At 43.5% G+C, this 16017-nt stretch carries 13 protein-coding genes; 1 reads left to right on the top strand and 12 read right to left on the bottom strand.

Features of this window, described 5'->3' with window-relative positions; translation table 11 throughout:
- Positions 1–22 precede the first annotated feature (22 nt).
- Positions 23–1405: an NADP-specific glutamate dehydrogenase gene (gdhA, locus tag IOC57_RS10600; RefSeq protein ID WP_207438693.1), complete on the top strand. Its 1383-nt coding sequence runs from the start codon at positions 23–25 to the stop codon at positions 1403–1405.
- A gap of 204 nt (positions 1406–1609) precedes the next feature.
- Here the strand turns inward: gdhA and rbsB are convergent, their stop codons facing one another.
- The 12 genes from rbsB to IOC57_RS10660 form a co-directional block, all read right to left on the bottom strand.
- The gene (gene rbsB / locus IOC57_RS10605; protein WP_207438694.1) at positions 1610–2530 is read right to left on the bottom strand and encodes a ribose ABC transporter substrate-binding protein RbsB; all 921 of its coding nucleotides are present in this window, start codon (positions 2528–2530) and stop codon (positions 1610–1612) included.
- Between the two features lie 15 nt (positions 2531–2545).
- Positions 2546–3490 (bottom strand): ABC transporter permease, encoded by a 945-nt coding sequence (locus IOC57_RS10610; RefSeq protein WP_101223945.1) that lies wholly within the window; start codon positions 3488–3490, stop codon positions 2546–2548.
- 1 nt (position 3491) lies between these two features.
- Positions 3492–4973: a sugar ABC transporter ATP-binding protein gene (locus tag IOC57_RS10615; protein ID WP_207438695.1), complete on the bottom strand. Its 1482-nt coding sequence runs from the start codon at positions 4971–4973 to the stop codon at positions 3492–3494.
- Between the two features lie 18 nt (positions 4974–4991).
- Positions 4992–5384 carry a D-ribose pyranase gene (gene rbsD, locus IOC57_RS10620; RefSeq protein ID WP_207438696.1) on the bottom strand — a complete coding sequence of 131 codons (393 nt, stop codon included), beginning with the start codon at positions 5382–5384 and terminating at the stop codon, positions 4992–4994.
- A complete protein-coding gene (gene rbsK, locus IOC57_RS10625; RefSeq protein WP_207438697.1) occupies positions 5381–6265 on the bottom strand; it encodes a ribokinase in 885 nt (294 codons plus the stop codon). Before rbsK ends, rbsD begins: the two co-directional genes overlap by 4 nt.
- The gene (locus tag IOC57_RS10630; protein ID WP_207438698.1) at positions 6262–7248 is read right to left on the bottom strand and encodes a LacI family DNA-binding transcriptional regulator; all 987 of its coding nucleotides are present in this window, start codon (positions 7246–7248) and stop codon (positions 6262–6264) included. Before IOC57_RS10630 ends, rbsK begins: the two co-directional genes overlap by 4 nt.
- A gap of 362 nt (positions 7249–7610) precedes the next feature.
- Entirely contained in the window at positions 7611–9422 is a 1812-nt protein-coding gene (locus tag IOC57_RS10635; RefSeq protein WP_207438699.1) for an IucA/IucC family protein, read from the bottom strand.
- 21 nt (positions 9423–9443) lie between these two features.
- Positions 9444–10772 carry a lysine N(6)-hydroxylase/L-ornithine N(5)-oxygenase family protein gene (locus IOC57_RS10640; RefSeq protein ID WP_207438700.1) on the bottom strand — a complete coding sequence of 443 codons (1329 nt, stop codon included), beginning with the start codon at positions 10770–10772 and terminating at the stop codon, positions 9444–9446.
- Positions 10747–11331 carry a GNAT family N-acetyltransferase gene (locus IOC57_RS10645; protein ID WP_286184728.1) on the bottom strand — a complete coding sequence of 195 codons (585 nt, stop codon included), beginning with the start codon at positions 11329–11331 and terminating at the stop codon, positions 10747–10749. Before IOC57_RS10645 ends, IOC57_RS10640 begins: the two co-directional genes overlap by 26 nt.
- Positions 11321–13123 carry an IucA/IucC family protein gene (locus IOC57_RS10650; protein WP_207438701.1) on the bottom strand — a complete coding sequence of 601 codons (1803 nt, stop codon included), beginning with the start codon at positions 13121–13123 and terminating at the stop codon, positions 11321–11323. The genes IOC57_RS10645 and IOC57_RS10650 overlap by 11 nt, the downstream gene beginning before the upstream one ends.
- A 2-nt stretch (positions 13124–13125) precedes the next feature.
- The gene (locus IOC57_RS10655) at positions 13126–14634 is read right to left on the bottom strand and encodes a pyridoxal phosphate-dependent decarboxylase family protein (protein ID WP_286184729.1); all 1509 of its coding nucleotides are present in this window, start codon (positions 14632–14634) and stop codon (positions 13126–13128) included.
- A gap of 7 nt (positions 14635–14641) precedes the next feature.
- On the bottom strand, positions 14642–15994 hold the full coding sequence (locus IOC57_RS10660; protein WP_207438702.1) for an aspartate aminotransferase family protein: 1353 nt from the start codon (positions 15992–15994) through the stop codon (positions 14642–14644).
- Positions 15995–16017: the final 23 nt, after the last annotated feature.

The following is a 16017-nucleotide window of genomic DNA, read 5'->3' on the forward strand; positions in this document are numbered from 1 at the left end:
TATATCTAAAGGAGAGAAACCAATGACAACTTCACAGGAAGTCGAACATAAGGAATTACAAGAGGCCAGAGAGTTCGTAAGTCAAGTATACGCACAGGTAAAGGAGCGTAATCCCCACGAAAGTGAATTCCACCAAGCCGTAAAGGAGATATTCCTTTCATTGGTCCCCGTTTTTGCGAAACATCCCGAATATATGAAAAGCGGAATATTGGAAAGACTGGTTGAACCCGAAAGAATGATCACCTTCCGTGTCTCTTGGGTTGATGACCTGGGAAGTGTTCAAGTAAACCGTGGTTTCCGTGTACAATTCAACAGTGCAATCGGGCCATTCAAAGGCGGTCTCCGATTCCATCCCACTGTCAATTCGAGCATCATAAAGTTTCTTGGTTTCGAGCAAATCTTTAAAAACTCACTTACAGGCCAACCGATTGGTGGGGGAAAAGGCGGATCGGACTTCGATCCAAAAGGAAAATCGGACGCGGAAATCATGCGTTTTTGCCAAAGTTTCATGTCAGAACTAGCTCGCTACATCGGCCCAGATACAGATGTACCGGCTGGTGATATCGGAGTCGGTGCAAGGGAGATCGGTTACCTGTTCGGTCAGTATAAAAAGAGGCAAGGCAGCTATCAAGCTGGTGTTCTGACTGGTAAGGGCATAAGTTACGGCGGAAGCTTGGCCCGTACAGAAGCGACTGGATATGGAACGGTATACTTTGTCGAAGAAATGCTAAAAGACAAAGGGTTACAATTCCATGGCAGCACTGTCGTTATCTCCGGATCTGGCAATGTATCCATTTATGCCATTGAAAAGGCAACACAGCTAGGAGCAAAAGTAGTTGCATGCAGCGACTCCAATGGCTACATATATGATGAAAATGGTCTGAACCTGGATACAGTACGACGCCTAAAAGAAGTGGAACGAAAACGATTGAGCGAGTATATCGATGCGCACCCGGAAGCTGTATACCATGAAGGAAGCTACGGCATTTGGTCTGTACCATGTGACATCGCACTGCCTTGTGCCACACAAAATGAAATCGATGAAGAAGCTGCAAAATTACTCATCAAAAACAATGTGAAGGCAGTCGGTGAGGGTGCTAATATGCCTTCAACCCTTGAGGCCATTGATGTATTCCTTAATAACGGCATCCTTTTTGGACCAGCAAAAGCGGCCAATGCAGGCGGCGTAGCCGTGTCTGCACTCGAAATGGCCCAAAACAGCGCCAGAATGCCTTGGACTTTTGAAGATGTCGATGCAAAGCTGCATGAGATCATGAAAAACATCTATAAAAACAGTGTAGAGGCTGCAGAAGCATATGGTGCGCCTGGCAACTTGGTTGTTGGGGCAAATATTGCCGGATTCCTTAAAGTGGCGGATGCTATGCTGACTCAAGGTATACTCTAACCATCAATCAATTAATTGAAGAGGCGGTTCTGACATGGGCCGCCTTCAAAGAGTGAACTCACTCACTTTCTTTTATTCTCTTATTCATATCAATTCAAGCTGAATATCCACGCTTAGATAACATCAATGAGATTAAAACATTTCTTTCTAACTACAAAAAGAGTGCCGGAAAAGTTCCGACACTCTTTTGTGATGGGGAGACAATCATTCTTTGGTGACCAATTTCAATGGAACGGATATTGTGTCATCCACTTTGTTGCCTTTTAGGATTTTCTCAGCCGCATTAACCGCTTCTTCACCGATAAGTGCCGGTTGTTGGGCGATTGTAGCTTTTAGTTCACCATTTTCAACTGCTTTCAATGCATCATCATTTCCGTCAAAACCAACCACGATGATGTCTTTTCCTGCTGCCTTGATTGCTTCAATGGCCCCAAGTGCCATTTCATCATTATGGGCGAATACCGCTTGGATGTCTTTATTGCCTTGCAGAATATTTTCCATGACGTTAAGCCCTTTTGTCCTGTCGAATTCCGCCGTTTGGCTTGTCAGGACGTCTAACTGCTTGTCCGCAATATTGTGGAAACCTTTCCCGCGTTCACGAGTTGCAGATGCTCCGGATACCCCTTCAAGTTCTACCACTTTCGCTTTTTCGCCAAGCTCTTTAACTAGATATTCCGCAGCCATTTCCCCGCCAGCCACATTGTCGGAAGCGATGAACGTTTCAATGTCGCCTTCGTCAGAAGAGCGGTCAATCGTGATAACGGGAATGCCCGCTTCATTTGCTGATTGAACGGCTGAAGATATTGCCGCAGAATCCGTAGGATTCACAAGGAGGACATCAACCTTTTGAAGAATTAAATCTTCAATTCCGCTAATTTGTTTTGCCGTATCATCCTGGGCGTCAACAACTGTGACCTTCATTCCCTTTTCTTTTGCTTCTTTTTCAATACCATCTTTTAAGGAAACGAAGAATGGATTGTTTAAAGTAGAAATGCTGACTCCGACTTTCACGTCTTTCATGGAGCCTTTCTTTTCTTTTTTATCATCTTTTAGACCAGAATCCATTGAACAGGCAGCTAAGACCATTAAAGAAAGAACCATGATGATCGATACTATTTTTTTCATTGATTACACCTCTTCTTATGATTTTTTACGGTCAAGTAAGACCGCGATTAATATAACTGCACCTTTTACCACTTGCTGGTAAAAGGAGGATACACCAAGTAAATTCATGCCGTTATTCAATGTACCGATGATCAGGACACCCACCAGCGTACCGAACAACCGTCCTTTACCGCCTGAAAGGCTCGTTCCGCCTAGCACCACGGCTGCAATGGCATCCATTTCATAGGATTGGCCTGCTGTCGGCTGTGCCGAATTCAGGCGGGAGGTTAAAATGGCACCAGCGATTGCTGCCATCGTACCGGCCAGACCATATATGGCCACCTTGACTCGGTCAACTTTAATCCCCGAAATACGGGAAGCCCTTTCATTTCCGCCAATGGCATATGTTTTTCGGCCAAAAGATGTTTTATGAAGCAGGAACCATAGGATTAGGAAAGCGATGACCATCACAACGGCCGGTACTGGCACTCCCAGGAAGTAACCTCTCCCCAGCATCTGGAACATTACAGAATCGCCAATTCCAGTAATCGGCTTTCCATCCGTATACACAAGCGTTAATCCCCTGAAAATCGTCATGGTGGCCAGTGTCACGATGAAAGGCGCCATTTTTCCTTTTGAAACGAGAATCCCATTGATTACACCCATTATCGCACCTAGTAGAATGCCTACTAATATGGCTAAAATCGGATCTAATCCCGAGACCATCATACCAGCCATAAGTGCGCTGGATAGAGCTAAAATGGAGCCTACGGACAAGTCTATGCCACCTGTCAATATGATAAAGGTCATTCCAAATGCAATAAGTGCATTGATAGAGGTTTGACGCAATAAATTCAAAATATTATTCGGTTCCATGAATGATGGATTTAAAACGGTTATCACGATAAATAAAAGTACCAGGGCGAGTAACGGACCAAATTTCTGCCAAATCCCGCTTTTCCCTGTAGCCTCAAGTTTCATCCTAGTTCCCCCCTGTCGCCAATGCCATAATTTTTTCTTGTGTCGCTTCCTGCTTTAACAATTCCCCCGTGATCTCACCTTCGTGAACCACAAGGATTCTATCACTCATTCCAATGATTTCCGGAAGTTCTGACGAAACCATGATGATGGCGATGCCTCGCTCCGTCAATTCATTCATCAACTCGTAAATTTCACGTTTTGCACCAACATCTATGCCTCTGGTCGGTTCATCCATAATTAAAACTTTAGGGGAAGTGCCGATCCATTTGGCTATTACCACCTTTTGTTGATTTCCTCCGGATAGATTGCCAATTACCGTTTCAGCAGAAGAAGTCTTTACGTGGAGCCGCTTAATCATCATTTCGGCAAAGTTCATCTCATCTTCCGTTTTTACGATACCGTTAGGAGCAAAACTCTTGAGATTCGGCAATCCAATATTTTCCCTTACAGAAAAGTCCAGGATCAACCCCTCTTCTTTACGATTTTCCGTAATGAAAGCCAGGCCGTGTCGGACTGCATCCGTTGGTTTTCGTATGGAAACTTTCTTGCCTTCGATGGTAATTTCACCGCTGTCTATTTGGTCGACACCAAAAAGGGCGCGCATTATTTCTGTTCTGCCTGCTCCCATCAATCCGGCTACACCGACAATCTCACCTTGCCGAACTGCGAAATGGATATCTTCAAAAAGCCCCTTTTTAGTTAACCCTTTTACATCAAGGACTATGTCCCCAGGATCCGCTTCACGATGAGGAAAACGGTCCTCCAGCTCGCGCCCGACCATTTTTTTAACGACTTCATCGAAATTTGTATCTGCAATTCTTTGCGTATCCACTGTTTTTCCGTCACGCATGACGGTAATCCTGTCACAAATGGCGAATATTTCTTCCATTCGGTGAGAAATATAAACAAGCGATACACCCTTTTTGGTAAGTCCCTTCATCACTTCAAAGAGCTTCTCTATTTCCCTATCAGTTAAAGCGGCTGTTGGCTCGTCCATGATGATGACTTCGGCATCCGTCATGAGCGCCTTGGCAATTTCGATCATTTGCTGTTCCCCGACAGAACAAAATCCGGCTTCCTTATCAAAAGGAAGGGAAATATTAAGCGTTTTAAAAATCTCGTTTGCACGCGCTTTCATTTGTTTCGTCTTCAGGACACCGAAGGCATTCACCATTTCCCTGCCAATAAATAGATTCTCCAGCACGGTCATTTCTGGCCAAATATTCAATTCTTGACGAATAAACGCCATTCCCGCCTCCTCGGCTTCCTTTGAATCCTTGAATGAGGTTTTTTTACCGTTGATCTCAATCGTTCCTTGATCTTGTTTATGCAACCCGGTCAAAATGTTCATCAAGGTTGATTTCCCTGCACCATTTTCCCCCATTAGTGCATGTACTTCCCCTGCCTCTAAAGAAAAATGAACACCTTCCAATACCTTGTTTTGACCAAATGCTTTATAAATATTGTGCATTTCGATTTGCATGCTCATCATCTCATTTCTTTAAAAGAATACTCCAGACTGCAATATGCAATTTGAATATGGCGTCGTCTCCCCGGTCCGGATTATTGCTTTCGCGTTACTTGTCAGCCTTTTAAAATCCTCATGGGAAACATATTCAATCGCCGCTCCGAATTGCTGCTCCATATATTGATGCTGTTCCGGGTTCTTACTCTTCACTTCCGTGGCAGCGATAACTTTTTCAACAACCATATCTTCGTGAATCGCCCGGACGACATCCTGAAATGATGGTGTTCCAGGCGTCAATGCTAAATCTATCTTGCAAACTCCAGGTGGCACCGGCAGCCCGGCATCACCTACGACAATATAATCGGTATGACCAAGGTCAACCAGGACCTTGGCTATTGAACTATTGATGATTCCTTGACGTTTCATGCTTCAAAGCCCCTCTCTACCTCTATCCTTTGCGGCATGCCACCTTGGGCTCCTAACTTCGTCACGGAAATGGAGGCCGCCCTGTTCGCGAATAACAAACATTCGTCAAAACTCTTTCCTTCTGCAACAGCCACGGCAAAGGCAGCATTGAATGTATCCCCTGCCCCTGTAGTATCCACCGCTTCCACTTCAAAGCTTGGAATAACCTTTTCTTCGTGTCCGTCAAAATAGCGGACGCCATTTTTCCCTTCGGTAATGAATAATTTATTGGGGTGCTCAGTCAAGACTTCCGTTCTATCTCTCCCATTGAATAGTATCTCGAATTCATGTTCATTCGGAGTAAGGAATGATGCCTGTTGAATGACAGCCTCGCTTAGGTTGCGGGCGGGAGCAGGGTTCAATAGTAATCTCTTATGAAGCATGTTGCACAATTCCGCCAGATATTCCACCGTTTCCTCAGGTATTTCCTGCTGAACCATCACAATATCCGATTCCTCTATCACCTTTTTCGCTTTTTGTACATATTCAGGAGTAATGAAATCATTCGCACCTTTTACGACAATAATGCTGTTATCACCTTCCGAAAGAGTAATGTGTGCTGTCCCGGAGGCCGAACCTGTAACCGGTTCCACATACTTCGTGTTTACATGATTTTTTTTCAGGTTTTCTAAGATGATCTCTCCATAGACATCATCTCCTACACATCCAACCATCGACACTTCTGCACCAAGACGTGCCGCTGCAACAGCCTGATTGGCTCCCTTTCCACCAGGAACCGTAATAAAGGACTCTCCTAAAACCGTTTCACCGGCCATTGGCCGCTTGGTTGATGTCACAACTAAGTCCATTGATGAACTTCCCACTACTGCAATTCTAATCATGTGTTCTCCGCCTTCCGTCTCGTTGTTTGTCTCTCCACAAAAGAAACAGGGAGCTTTTTATGTGTTACTTCCAGTTTTTCTTGATGAATCCGTTTAATTAGCATTTCCGCCGCTTGTGCCCCCATCTCATAGGCTGGCTGCCGAATGGTCGATAACGGCGGGTGCAATAACGCTGTGAAGGCGATATCATCATAGCCGATCAATTGTATGTCTTCCGGTATCCGTATTCCCCGTTTTAAGATTTCTTGAAGTGCAGCCGCTGCAACAATATCATTACAAGCGATGATTCCATCGGTTTCCGGGTATTGCTCAAACAGCTCCTTCACGCAAGTTTGGCCTCCCTGAAGAGTTAGGGATGAATCCATGACTTGCACGTTCACTTTTGCTTGTTTCAATTCTTCCAATGCTGCCATGTACCGTTCATATACAGGCTTTATTTCGACTGGCCCCCTAATGAGGACGATATTCGTACTGCCTCTATCCAGCAATACGCGTGCTGCCAGCTTCCCGCCTGTCTTTTGATCCGAATAAACAGCTGGTAATTTCTCTGCTGTACGGTCGAGAAGGACAACTGGAATATCCAGATTATCAAAATTTTCGTTGGCTTCTTCACTAGTCGAAGCAATCATGCCCACTACATTATTTTGCAGAAAAGTGTCAATATATTCTATTTCCTTATCTCTTTTTTCATCACTATTTCCAAAAATTAACCGATATCCAAATTGCTGCAGATAATCCTCGACACCCCTTGCCATTTCTGGGAAGAAGGGATTCGTAATGTCCGGCAAAATCAAACCAACCAATTTGGATTTACGTTTATAGAGGGATCTTGCCACTTCATTCGGTTTATAATTTAATTTTTCAACAGCTGCCATGACCACCTTTTTTGTGTCCTCATGTGCATAGCCACTGCCATTCATAACCCTGGAAACCGTTGCAACAGAAACTCCAGCTTCCTTTGCAACATCCCGAATAGTTGCCAATATATCACCCTCAATAATTTTGTGTAACCGTTTACACAATAGCTTATCACCAATTTATATGAACGGCAAGCCCTATTCCAAAGATAATTTTTAGGGAATTTGAACCAAAGAGGCTAACACAATCCTTTTTTAGGCGGATATTTCGTCTCTTTGCGTTTCGCATATATAGGATTTTACATCCTAAAACAAAAGTTGATTGGAACAGGTGTACGAGACTCCTGCGTGAATAAAACGTCCAAGGGAGACCCTCGGCGCACTTTGCGCCGAGGGCCGACAAACCTAAAAAAACTGTAGACAAACTCCATTCTTAACGAGTTTGTCTACAGCCTGCAACTGGATCAAGAGTCTGAGCCAGTTTAATTTTATAGCGTTTTTGCAGGTAACTTTTCATAAAGGGCATTATTCACATGCCCAAACTCAGATGCATGCGGACGGTCTTCCCCATCGCTATATCCATATTGGAGCATCCGATTTCTATTCAGGCAGAGTTTCGTTAATTTTGGTGCAAAGAAATTGAATGTATCGAAACGATCCTGTAACATCGGGAATTTTTTCTGATGTGAAAGGATTGTTTGGGCCACGCCTTCCCAAAAAGCATTCTCATCCAATAGGGACCTCTTCATCAGAAGTGTTGACAAGTATCTGAAATGACAGATGAAAAGTCCTGTGAAAATGAATTGAACCAGCCCCTCGGGGGTCTCACTTCTTAGTACTTTTCTTAAATCGTCAGGAAGACTACTTAATTCGGGAAGCGGCTGATCACTGACGTTTACATCATCTACAAAATCCTTGATGGCCAAACGGTGAGGCTTATAATCTTTCAAGACTAAAATGGTATTTTGACCATGTGGCGAGAAGACCAATCCATATTGATAGATAAAATGTAGTAATGGTGATAGAATGACGTCGAATAATTGAGCTGTCCAAGCTTCTGCCGTCAATCCCGATTTTTCAATAAGGCTCTCCACATATGGTTTCCCTTTGCTATCCACATGTAAAAGGGACGCAAGCGTAATGGGCTTTTCGCCTTCTTCCATGTAGCTATAAATGCTTTCTCTCCAAATGCCACCAAGCATCTCTAAATATTGATAGGGTACATTCTCTAGCTTGGAATAATACGGGTGATCAACATTTAAACTGGCCACTTCACCAGGAAGCACTACTTTGCATTGTTCTTTCAAGAATGAATCTTTATCATAAATGTTCTTTATATACGTTGTGATTTTTGGGGCAATGACCGTGCGCTCCGCTGGCAATCCGCGGTAAACCAGCGTATTTAAAATGCTCATCGGCAGCTTTACATGGTGTTTATCCTTATTCGATACATTAACGAATGTCCGAATGGATTGTTGAGGCAGATACTCATCAGGACCATTTCCCAAAGCTACGATCATCCCTTTAGCCAAGTCATCGGTAAAGTTCTGGATGATTACATTCTTCCACTGCCATTCATGGACTGGGAGGTAGTAATAGTTTTCTGCGTTCAGCCCTTTTTCCGTCAATCTTTTTGCAAATGATTTTTGGGTTTCCCCATCCAGTTCATTCTCCATCAATTGCTTGTAGGATAACGTTTCGATTGAATTGAACTCGCCCCTCGTTTTATGGACGGCAATCCAAGATAACTGAACTTCCTTCTGGTTTTCTGGAGCGAACTTCAAATAATCATCATAACCGAATCCGATTCTTCCCTTGTTATATGCAATCCAAGGGTGACCGCTCATTTCTCCTTCGAGTAATGCATAATCCAGTTCGACTAAATCATCCGCATCTTGTTCAGGTTTGGATAGCAATTGGAGATCCGCAAGCAGCGTATGATGGAATTCTTTGATTAAATGTCCCGTTGTTTCTGCAGTCATCCCAATTAATGGCTGAATGTCTAGAATGAATTGAATGGCATCATTGGCTTTTGTAAAACCTTCCGTTTCACTTACCTGGATCGACTCGGCTTGTACTTCATAGCTGTCAAAAAGGCGGTGCGAGGCCAAAAACCGATAAGATTTCCCTTCATTTATCTTTAACTCATATAGGTTTCCTGCTGCATTTTCGTTCAGAACAGCTGGATGGATCATACCTTCATACATATACTCGGAAATCATCTTGGCCAGCAGGTTTTGGTTTACTATCGACCAATTTTTTTCTGAAACCGCTTTTTCCACTTCTTTTATGAACTGCATATAATTCTCCCTTCCCTTCTCTTAGTAAGACATGACGGGTGATTTCACACGGAATGACTGAAATGCACCCTTTGGCTCGGATGGATAAACTTCTTTACCTGCCAATTGATTGATGATAATCGAATTCCGGAATGCCCCTAAGCCTAGATCCGGGGCTCCCACACCATGTGTATGCATCTCGCCATTTTGAATAAAAAGGTGATTCGGTGTAGAGATGGCCGTTCCTACCCGATAGTCTTTCGTTATGGCTAGACGCCCCAAGTCATCGCGGACTAAATGATCTTCCATGGTTTCAAGGAATGCCGGAAGGGTTGATTTATAGCCCGTTCCAAAAACAATCGCCTCTGTGTCCACATCAAATTCGCTATCTTCCACCCACTGTCGGCATTTCAATCTCCAGCCATTTTCAGCGGGGGTAACTGCCGCAACTTCCGTCATGGCCTGAAGTTCAATGGAAAGTTCGGCATTTCCAATCGATTTTTCATACATCTTGTCAAAAATTGCCGCAATTGTCGCAGCGCTGATCCCTTTATACAATAGATCCTGTTTCGGCAAAATTTCATCCTTCTTTTCCTGTGGCAGCCGATAAAAGAAATCAAGGTAATCTGGAGTGAAGTATTCTAACCCGAGTTTTGAGTATTCCATAGGGAAAAATCCCTTGGATCTTGTATACCAGTTTAGCTGGTATCCATACTCCTCCTGCTCATTAAGCAAGTCCAGGAAGACTTCGGCTGCACTCTGTCCAGACCCGACAACCGTCACGGATTTTTTCTTTAAGACATTTTCCTTATTCCGCAAATAATCGGCCGAATGCAGGATGCTCTCTCCCATATATGGATGAAAGGCCGATGGAACAGTCGGGGCGCTGCCAATTCCCATGACTACATGACGGCTATAATAGACATCGATCTTTTGTGTTTGTGCATCCCTTACACTGATTTGATAGCACGGTTCATCTTGATCCCCTATATATTCAACCGCCTCCACCGCTTTTCCAAAACGGCAGCTATCAAGTTGATGGGCAGCCCAGCGGCAATAGTCGTTATATTCTCTTCGTGGAATCAAGAATTTTTCAAGGAAGTAGAAATGATAAAGCCGATCATGCTGCTGTAAATAATTCAGGTAACTATATGGGCTTGTCACATCTGCCATGCTAACCAGATCGGCAAAGAACGGTACCTGCAGAGTTGTCCCTTCCAACAGCATTCCTTCATGCCAATTAAATTCCTGCTTTTTCTCAAAAAAGACGGCATTCAACTCCGGGGTTTTCTCCAAAAGGGCCGCAAGTCCAAGATTGAAGGGACCTATCCCTATCCCTACCAGGTCATAGATAGATTGTTGCTTCTCCATACTTCCACTTCCTCTCGAAATTCTCCCGTGTACATGACATTAGCAATGCTGTTTTATCAGGGAGCTCAATTTCTTTAATTGGCGTAAACCCACACTTTTCAAATAAGTAAATCATCTTTGCATTTCGAATATCCGGTTCAGCCATCACTTTTTTTGTTTTTGCAGTAAGTAGTTGGTACTTCACCATTGCACGTAGAAACGGCAAAGTCAGTCCTTTTCCTAGATAATCCGGATGACCAATGAGTAAATGAATGCCTTGGTCTCCCTCTTCGGATTCATAATAATCTTCGATGATATCGCCTTTTACCCAATACGATTCCCAATAGCTCATGGGAATGGAGTCCAGGCAGCCCAAATAGAGCGTTTGGTGTGTATCAGCTAATGCCTTTTTTAAATGAACAGCGAATTTTTCTTTTGTGAAATTTAAATTCCAGTAGGGTATCACATGATCTTCATGCATCCATTTATGCAAGGTATCTATATCCCTCTCAAATTCAACTTTGACAAATGAAAGCTGTTGATTACAGTCCTTCAGCATTTCTTCATAACTATTTTTCATGGACGGCCATAACCCCCTGCGCGAACGGATTATCAATCGTTGTATAAACGGACTGTGTCTCCAGTGAACCAACAAGCTCATCCATATCATGAAATCTCGTCAGTAAATTAGCCTTGCAAGATAATTCCCGGGCATGGAGCAACCTTGAAACAACTCGATTCAACCCTTCATCTTCGCTTTCCCCGCTGCTGGTTTCAAGTTGTTCCTGAACAAGCTGCAATAGTGCTTTTTCTGAGACTAATCCTTCCGTTCCAAAATTATTGATTAAGCCTAATAAGTGATTAAAAAAGAAATAGTATTGCAGTCTTTCTTCAGCGACTTCATCAGAACAAACCGTGAAGCTTTTTTCACTTAGTTCAGGCAAGATCTTCAGCAGCCTGTCCACTTTGGACTCACAATAGTAATACCCTTGATTATCACGATAATAAAAAGTGGCTGGGTACCCATCTTGAAGTTGAATGATGGAATTTTGTTGATGGGCTTCTAAAACAATCCCATACTCTTCAAATAGCCAAAGCATCGGTTTCAATGTCATTGACAGATAAGTTTTGAACCAATCCTTACTTACTTCTTCGGTACTGCGGTTTTCATCAGCTGATAATTTGCGGATGATCGCCCCTAGTCTTGATGGTGCACCATAGGCATTATCCTGACATAAGCCGGCAATCAGGCTTGCTTGTTCACCGTTTTCATAAAAAGGGTTCTCCCGAATATCAACATCGAATCCTGATTCTTGCTCGGTTGTCTTGATCGTTAGGTAAGCAGGGTCCTTGATGATACGGAAGGAGGGGTGCCGTTCTTTTAGGTCGTCGCCCACTTTAGTATCTATTAATTTTGCAATTTCCACACCACGATCTAGTTCTTTTTGCAGATTTGCACGTAAAGAATTCGTGATTTTAACCGGAACGGAAAATTTGTACATATATCTCGAGGTGGCACTATATACCGTTCTAAATGAAGAGGTGGCCGTGAATTTTTTTCCAAGCGGCCCTGAATAAACTAGTGACCCTTGTTCGATTAGCCTCTTGACCTCTTCTTTTTCTATAAGCACTTTTGCCTGTAGCGGATGTGCCGGGATGATGAGATATCGGCTTTCCTTTTGGCAATACGTTTCTCTGAATTCGCTGGGAATCTCCAAGTCGCCGGCTAATTCCTGTTTAATGATCTCACTTGCCGATTGGACTTCACTAGAATCCTCGATGACAATCGAAGGTTCTGCCAGGAAGTAGTGCAGCTGAAACTCCCCTTTTAATTCAGGTGAATAGATCCATTCATCTTTTTCTGAAATGCCCTGCTTGCTTTTCGGTGTCGGGTGGAACAGGTGCCCAAATAAAAGCGACTGCTCGGCTTCGATGTAGGTGAAATCAGGACTTTGAAGTGCATCAATGTCTTCCGTCCTGGCTTCAACATACCGTTGTATATTTTGGCTGCTAAGGATGACACGCAGCATCAATTCATCTTCACTGTCCGTCCGGCCCTGCTCATTCAATAATTCTTTAGAAACAATCGATACCATTGTCACGTAATCTAATTCATGTACTTGTTTGGATGCCGTTTGATAGTAAATCGGGAAGTCGAAAATATGCCGCCCCGTTTCCGACCAATATTTAAGCGGAACAAGCAATGCAATATCTTGGGATATGAGCTTACTGACTAATAATGGACCCGGAATGGTCCCCTCCAAATTGGGCCAGTTTTTCATTTCTCCTAAACCGCAATTTCCGGTTTCCCGGAAATAACAATTCAGAAAGCTTTGCATCGTCGCCCTTTCAGCTATTTGCTTACCATTCATCTTCATTCCTCCATCATCATGAACATTTCACCCAATACTTGAATTTCGTCTAAAATTCCCTCTATGTGTTCAAGCCTTGTCATTGGATTCAATAGTGTCATTTTTAAATATACCTGTCCTTCAAAACGCGTTTTTGCTAAAAATGCCCGTCCGCTCTTCAATAATTCTTGCTGAATCTGTTTATTTAATAGATTTACTAACTGTTCACTTTCTCCCTCGGGATTATAACGAAATACAACCGCATTCAATTCAGGTTCTTTATTCAATACGGTGAATCCTTCTTCTTTATCGATCTTCACAGCCACTTCACGTGCAAGGTGACATGTATAGTCGATCATTTCGGCAAAGGAATCCAGTCCAACGACCTTCAATGACATCCAGAGTTTCAGTGCGTCAAACCTTCTTGTCGTTTGAACCGATTTATTGACTAAGTGAACCATGCCCTCCGCTTCATCTTCCTGTGGATTCAAGTAATCGGCATGATGCTGGATATATTGAAATGATTTGCTGTCAGAGACAAGAAATGCACCACAACTGATGGGTTGATAGAATAATTTGTGAAAATCAACCGTAATCGAATCGGCACGTTCAATACCGCTGATTAACGTCTTGTAATCCTTACTTAAAATCATCGCGCCTCCATATGCGGCGTCCACATGCAGCCATATCCCATTCTTCCTTGCAGCCTCGGACAATTCGTGTAATGGATCGATTGAACCAAAATCCGTTGTTCCACAAGTTGCAACGATGGCAAATGGCAGTAAACCCTGTTCCTCCAAATGCAGCAATTGATGATTTAATTCAGCTATGGACATACGGTGATTTGAATCCGTTTTAATCGTGATTACGGCCTGTTCACCAAGCCCCATCTGTGCTGCTGACTTACGAACTGTAAAGTGGGCAGCCTCAGAGCATAGGATCCTCAATTTATTCGCTTCGGCCGGTAAGCCTTGCTGTTGAACGTCAACGCCCCAGAAACGCTTACAATAAGCGTCCCTCGCCAATAGCAGGCCCATATAATTAGATTGGGTTCCACCGCTTGTGAAAATACCATCCGCTTGTTCCGGTAACCCTACCTGGCTGCACAGCCACTCTATTAAACGCTCTTCAACGAAGGTTGCCGCCGAGCTTTGGTCCCATGAATCCATGGATTGATTCAACGTACCGATAATCATTTCCGCAGCCACGGCAGGTATTAATGTCGGACAATGCAAATGCCCGATACAAGTGGGGCTGTGCACATTGATGCTGTCATTAATAACAAACTCTTCCAGCTCATCCGCCAATGCTTCCATTGTCTGCCCTTTTGGAGAAGCGAGGGTCAGCTCGCGTAATCTTGCTTCTATTTCATACGGTTTTTTCCCTGAGTATGGTGAATGGTTCCCATTCAAAAAGTCCGTCAGCTTTTTTTCAATGATTTTTAATGACTGGCTGTAGTTATTGAAGCCTTCTTCGTTATTCAAGAACAATCGAGAATAAGCAAAATCCGTTTTATTTATCATTTCGATCATTGATCATTCACCCTCTTGCAACAGCTGCACGAACAGCTTGTTCAAAAATTGCAGTGGCTTCGCGAAGCTGGGTTTCCGTTACGATCAACGGAGGCAAGAACCTCACTACACTTCCATGTCTGCCGCCAACTTCCAGGATCAGCCCTCTTTGAAAACACTCCTGTTGAATGGCACTGGCAAGTTGCGAATCTGCAGGATGGCTCCCATTCGCATTTTGCGGTTCTTCATGATTGATCACTTCTACACCGACCATTAATCCCCGGCCTCTGACGTCACCGATCTGCTTAATATCTTTTTGCAAATCCTTAAGAATACCCTTTAAGATTTCTCCCATTTTAGCGGAATGCTCCACAAGGTTCGTCTCTTTCATGTATTTTAAAGTTGCTGTTCCTGCTGCCATCGCCATTTGATTTCCGCGGAACGTACCGATATGTGCACCTGGCGACCATAGATCCAGCTCTTTGTTATAAATCACCACCGATAATGGAAGACTTCCGCCTATTGCTTTGGATAGTACGAGAACATCCGGAACGATTCCTGCATGTTCAAAGGCAAACATTTTCCCTGTACGGCCGATACCTGATTGAACTTCGTCGATAATTAGCGGAATGCCCTTCTCTTTTGTTATTCTTCTGATTTCCTTAAGCCATGGGATTGGAGCTGGAATGGAACCTCCCTCGCCTTGGACTGCCTCCAAAATCATTCCTGCAGGTGCCAATAATCCTGATTCGGGATCATTCAATAGATTTTCGATATACTGGCTGCTGATTTTATGGCTTTCTTCCCCGCCTATTCCAAAAGGACAGCGATATTGATAGGGATACGGCAGGAAATGTACATCCGGCATTAGCCCTTGTATTTTTTCCTTTGGTTTTGTATTGCCGCTGATCGACATCGTTGCATGCGTTGCCCCGTGGTAAGCTCCTTGGAAGGATAAAATGCTTCTATTGCCTGTTGCTGTTTTAACCAGTTTAAGTGCTGCCTCAATGGCATCCCCGCCAGTAGGACCACAGAATTGAATTTTTGCATTTTTCCTGAATTCCTCAGGCAGGCATTCAAAAATTTCATCGACGAACTGCTCTTTGACCGGCGTCGTAAAGTCCAATGTATGTAAAGGACGTTTATCCTTAAGAATTTTTTCCATCGCTTCAAGCACTGCCGGATGATTGTGTCCAAGTGCTAATGTCCCAGCCCCGGCAAGAAAATCAATATATCGTTTTCCATCCATGTCTGTTAGGTAAATTCCCTCCGCTTTATCGATAGCCATGGGTAATCTTCTAGGATAAGATCGGGCATTTGATTCCCTTGTATTTTGCTGTTCAAGTAGTTGATCATTTTTAGTAAGCGTATTCGTTAACATAGTGAACCTCCATGTATTGAATT

Source organism: Bacillus sp. SD075, from assembly GCF_017355165.1.
Taxonomy (GTDB): domain Bacteria; phylum Bacillota; class Bacilli; order Bacillales; family DSM-1321; genus Peribacillus.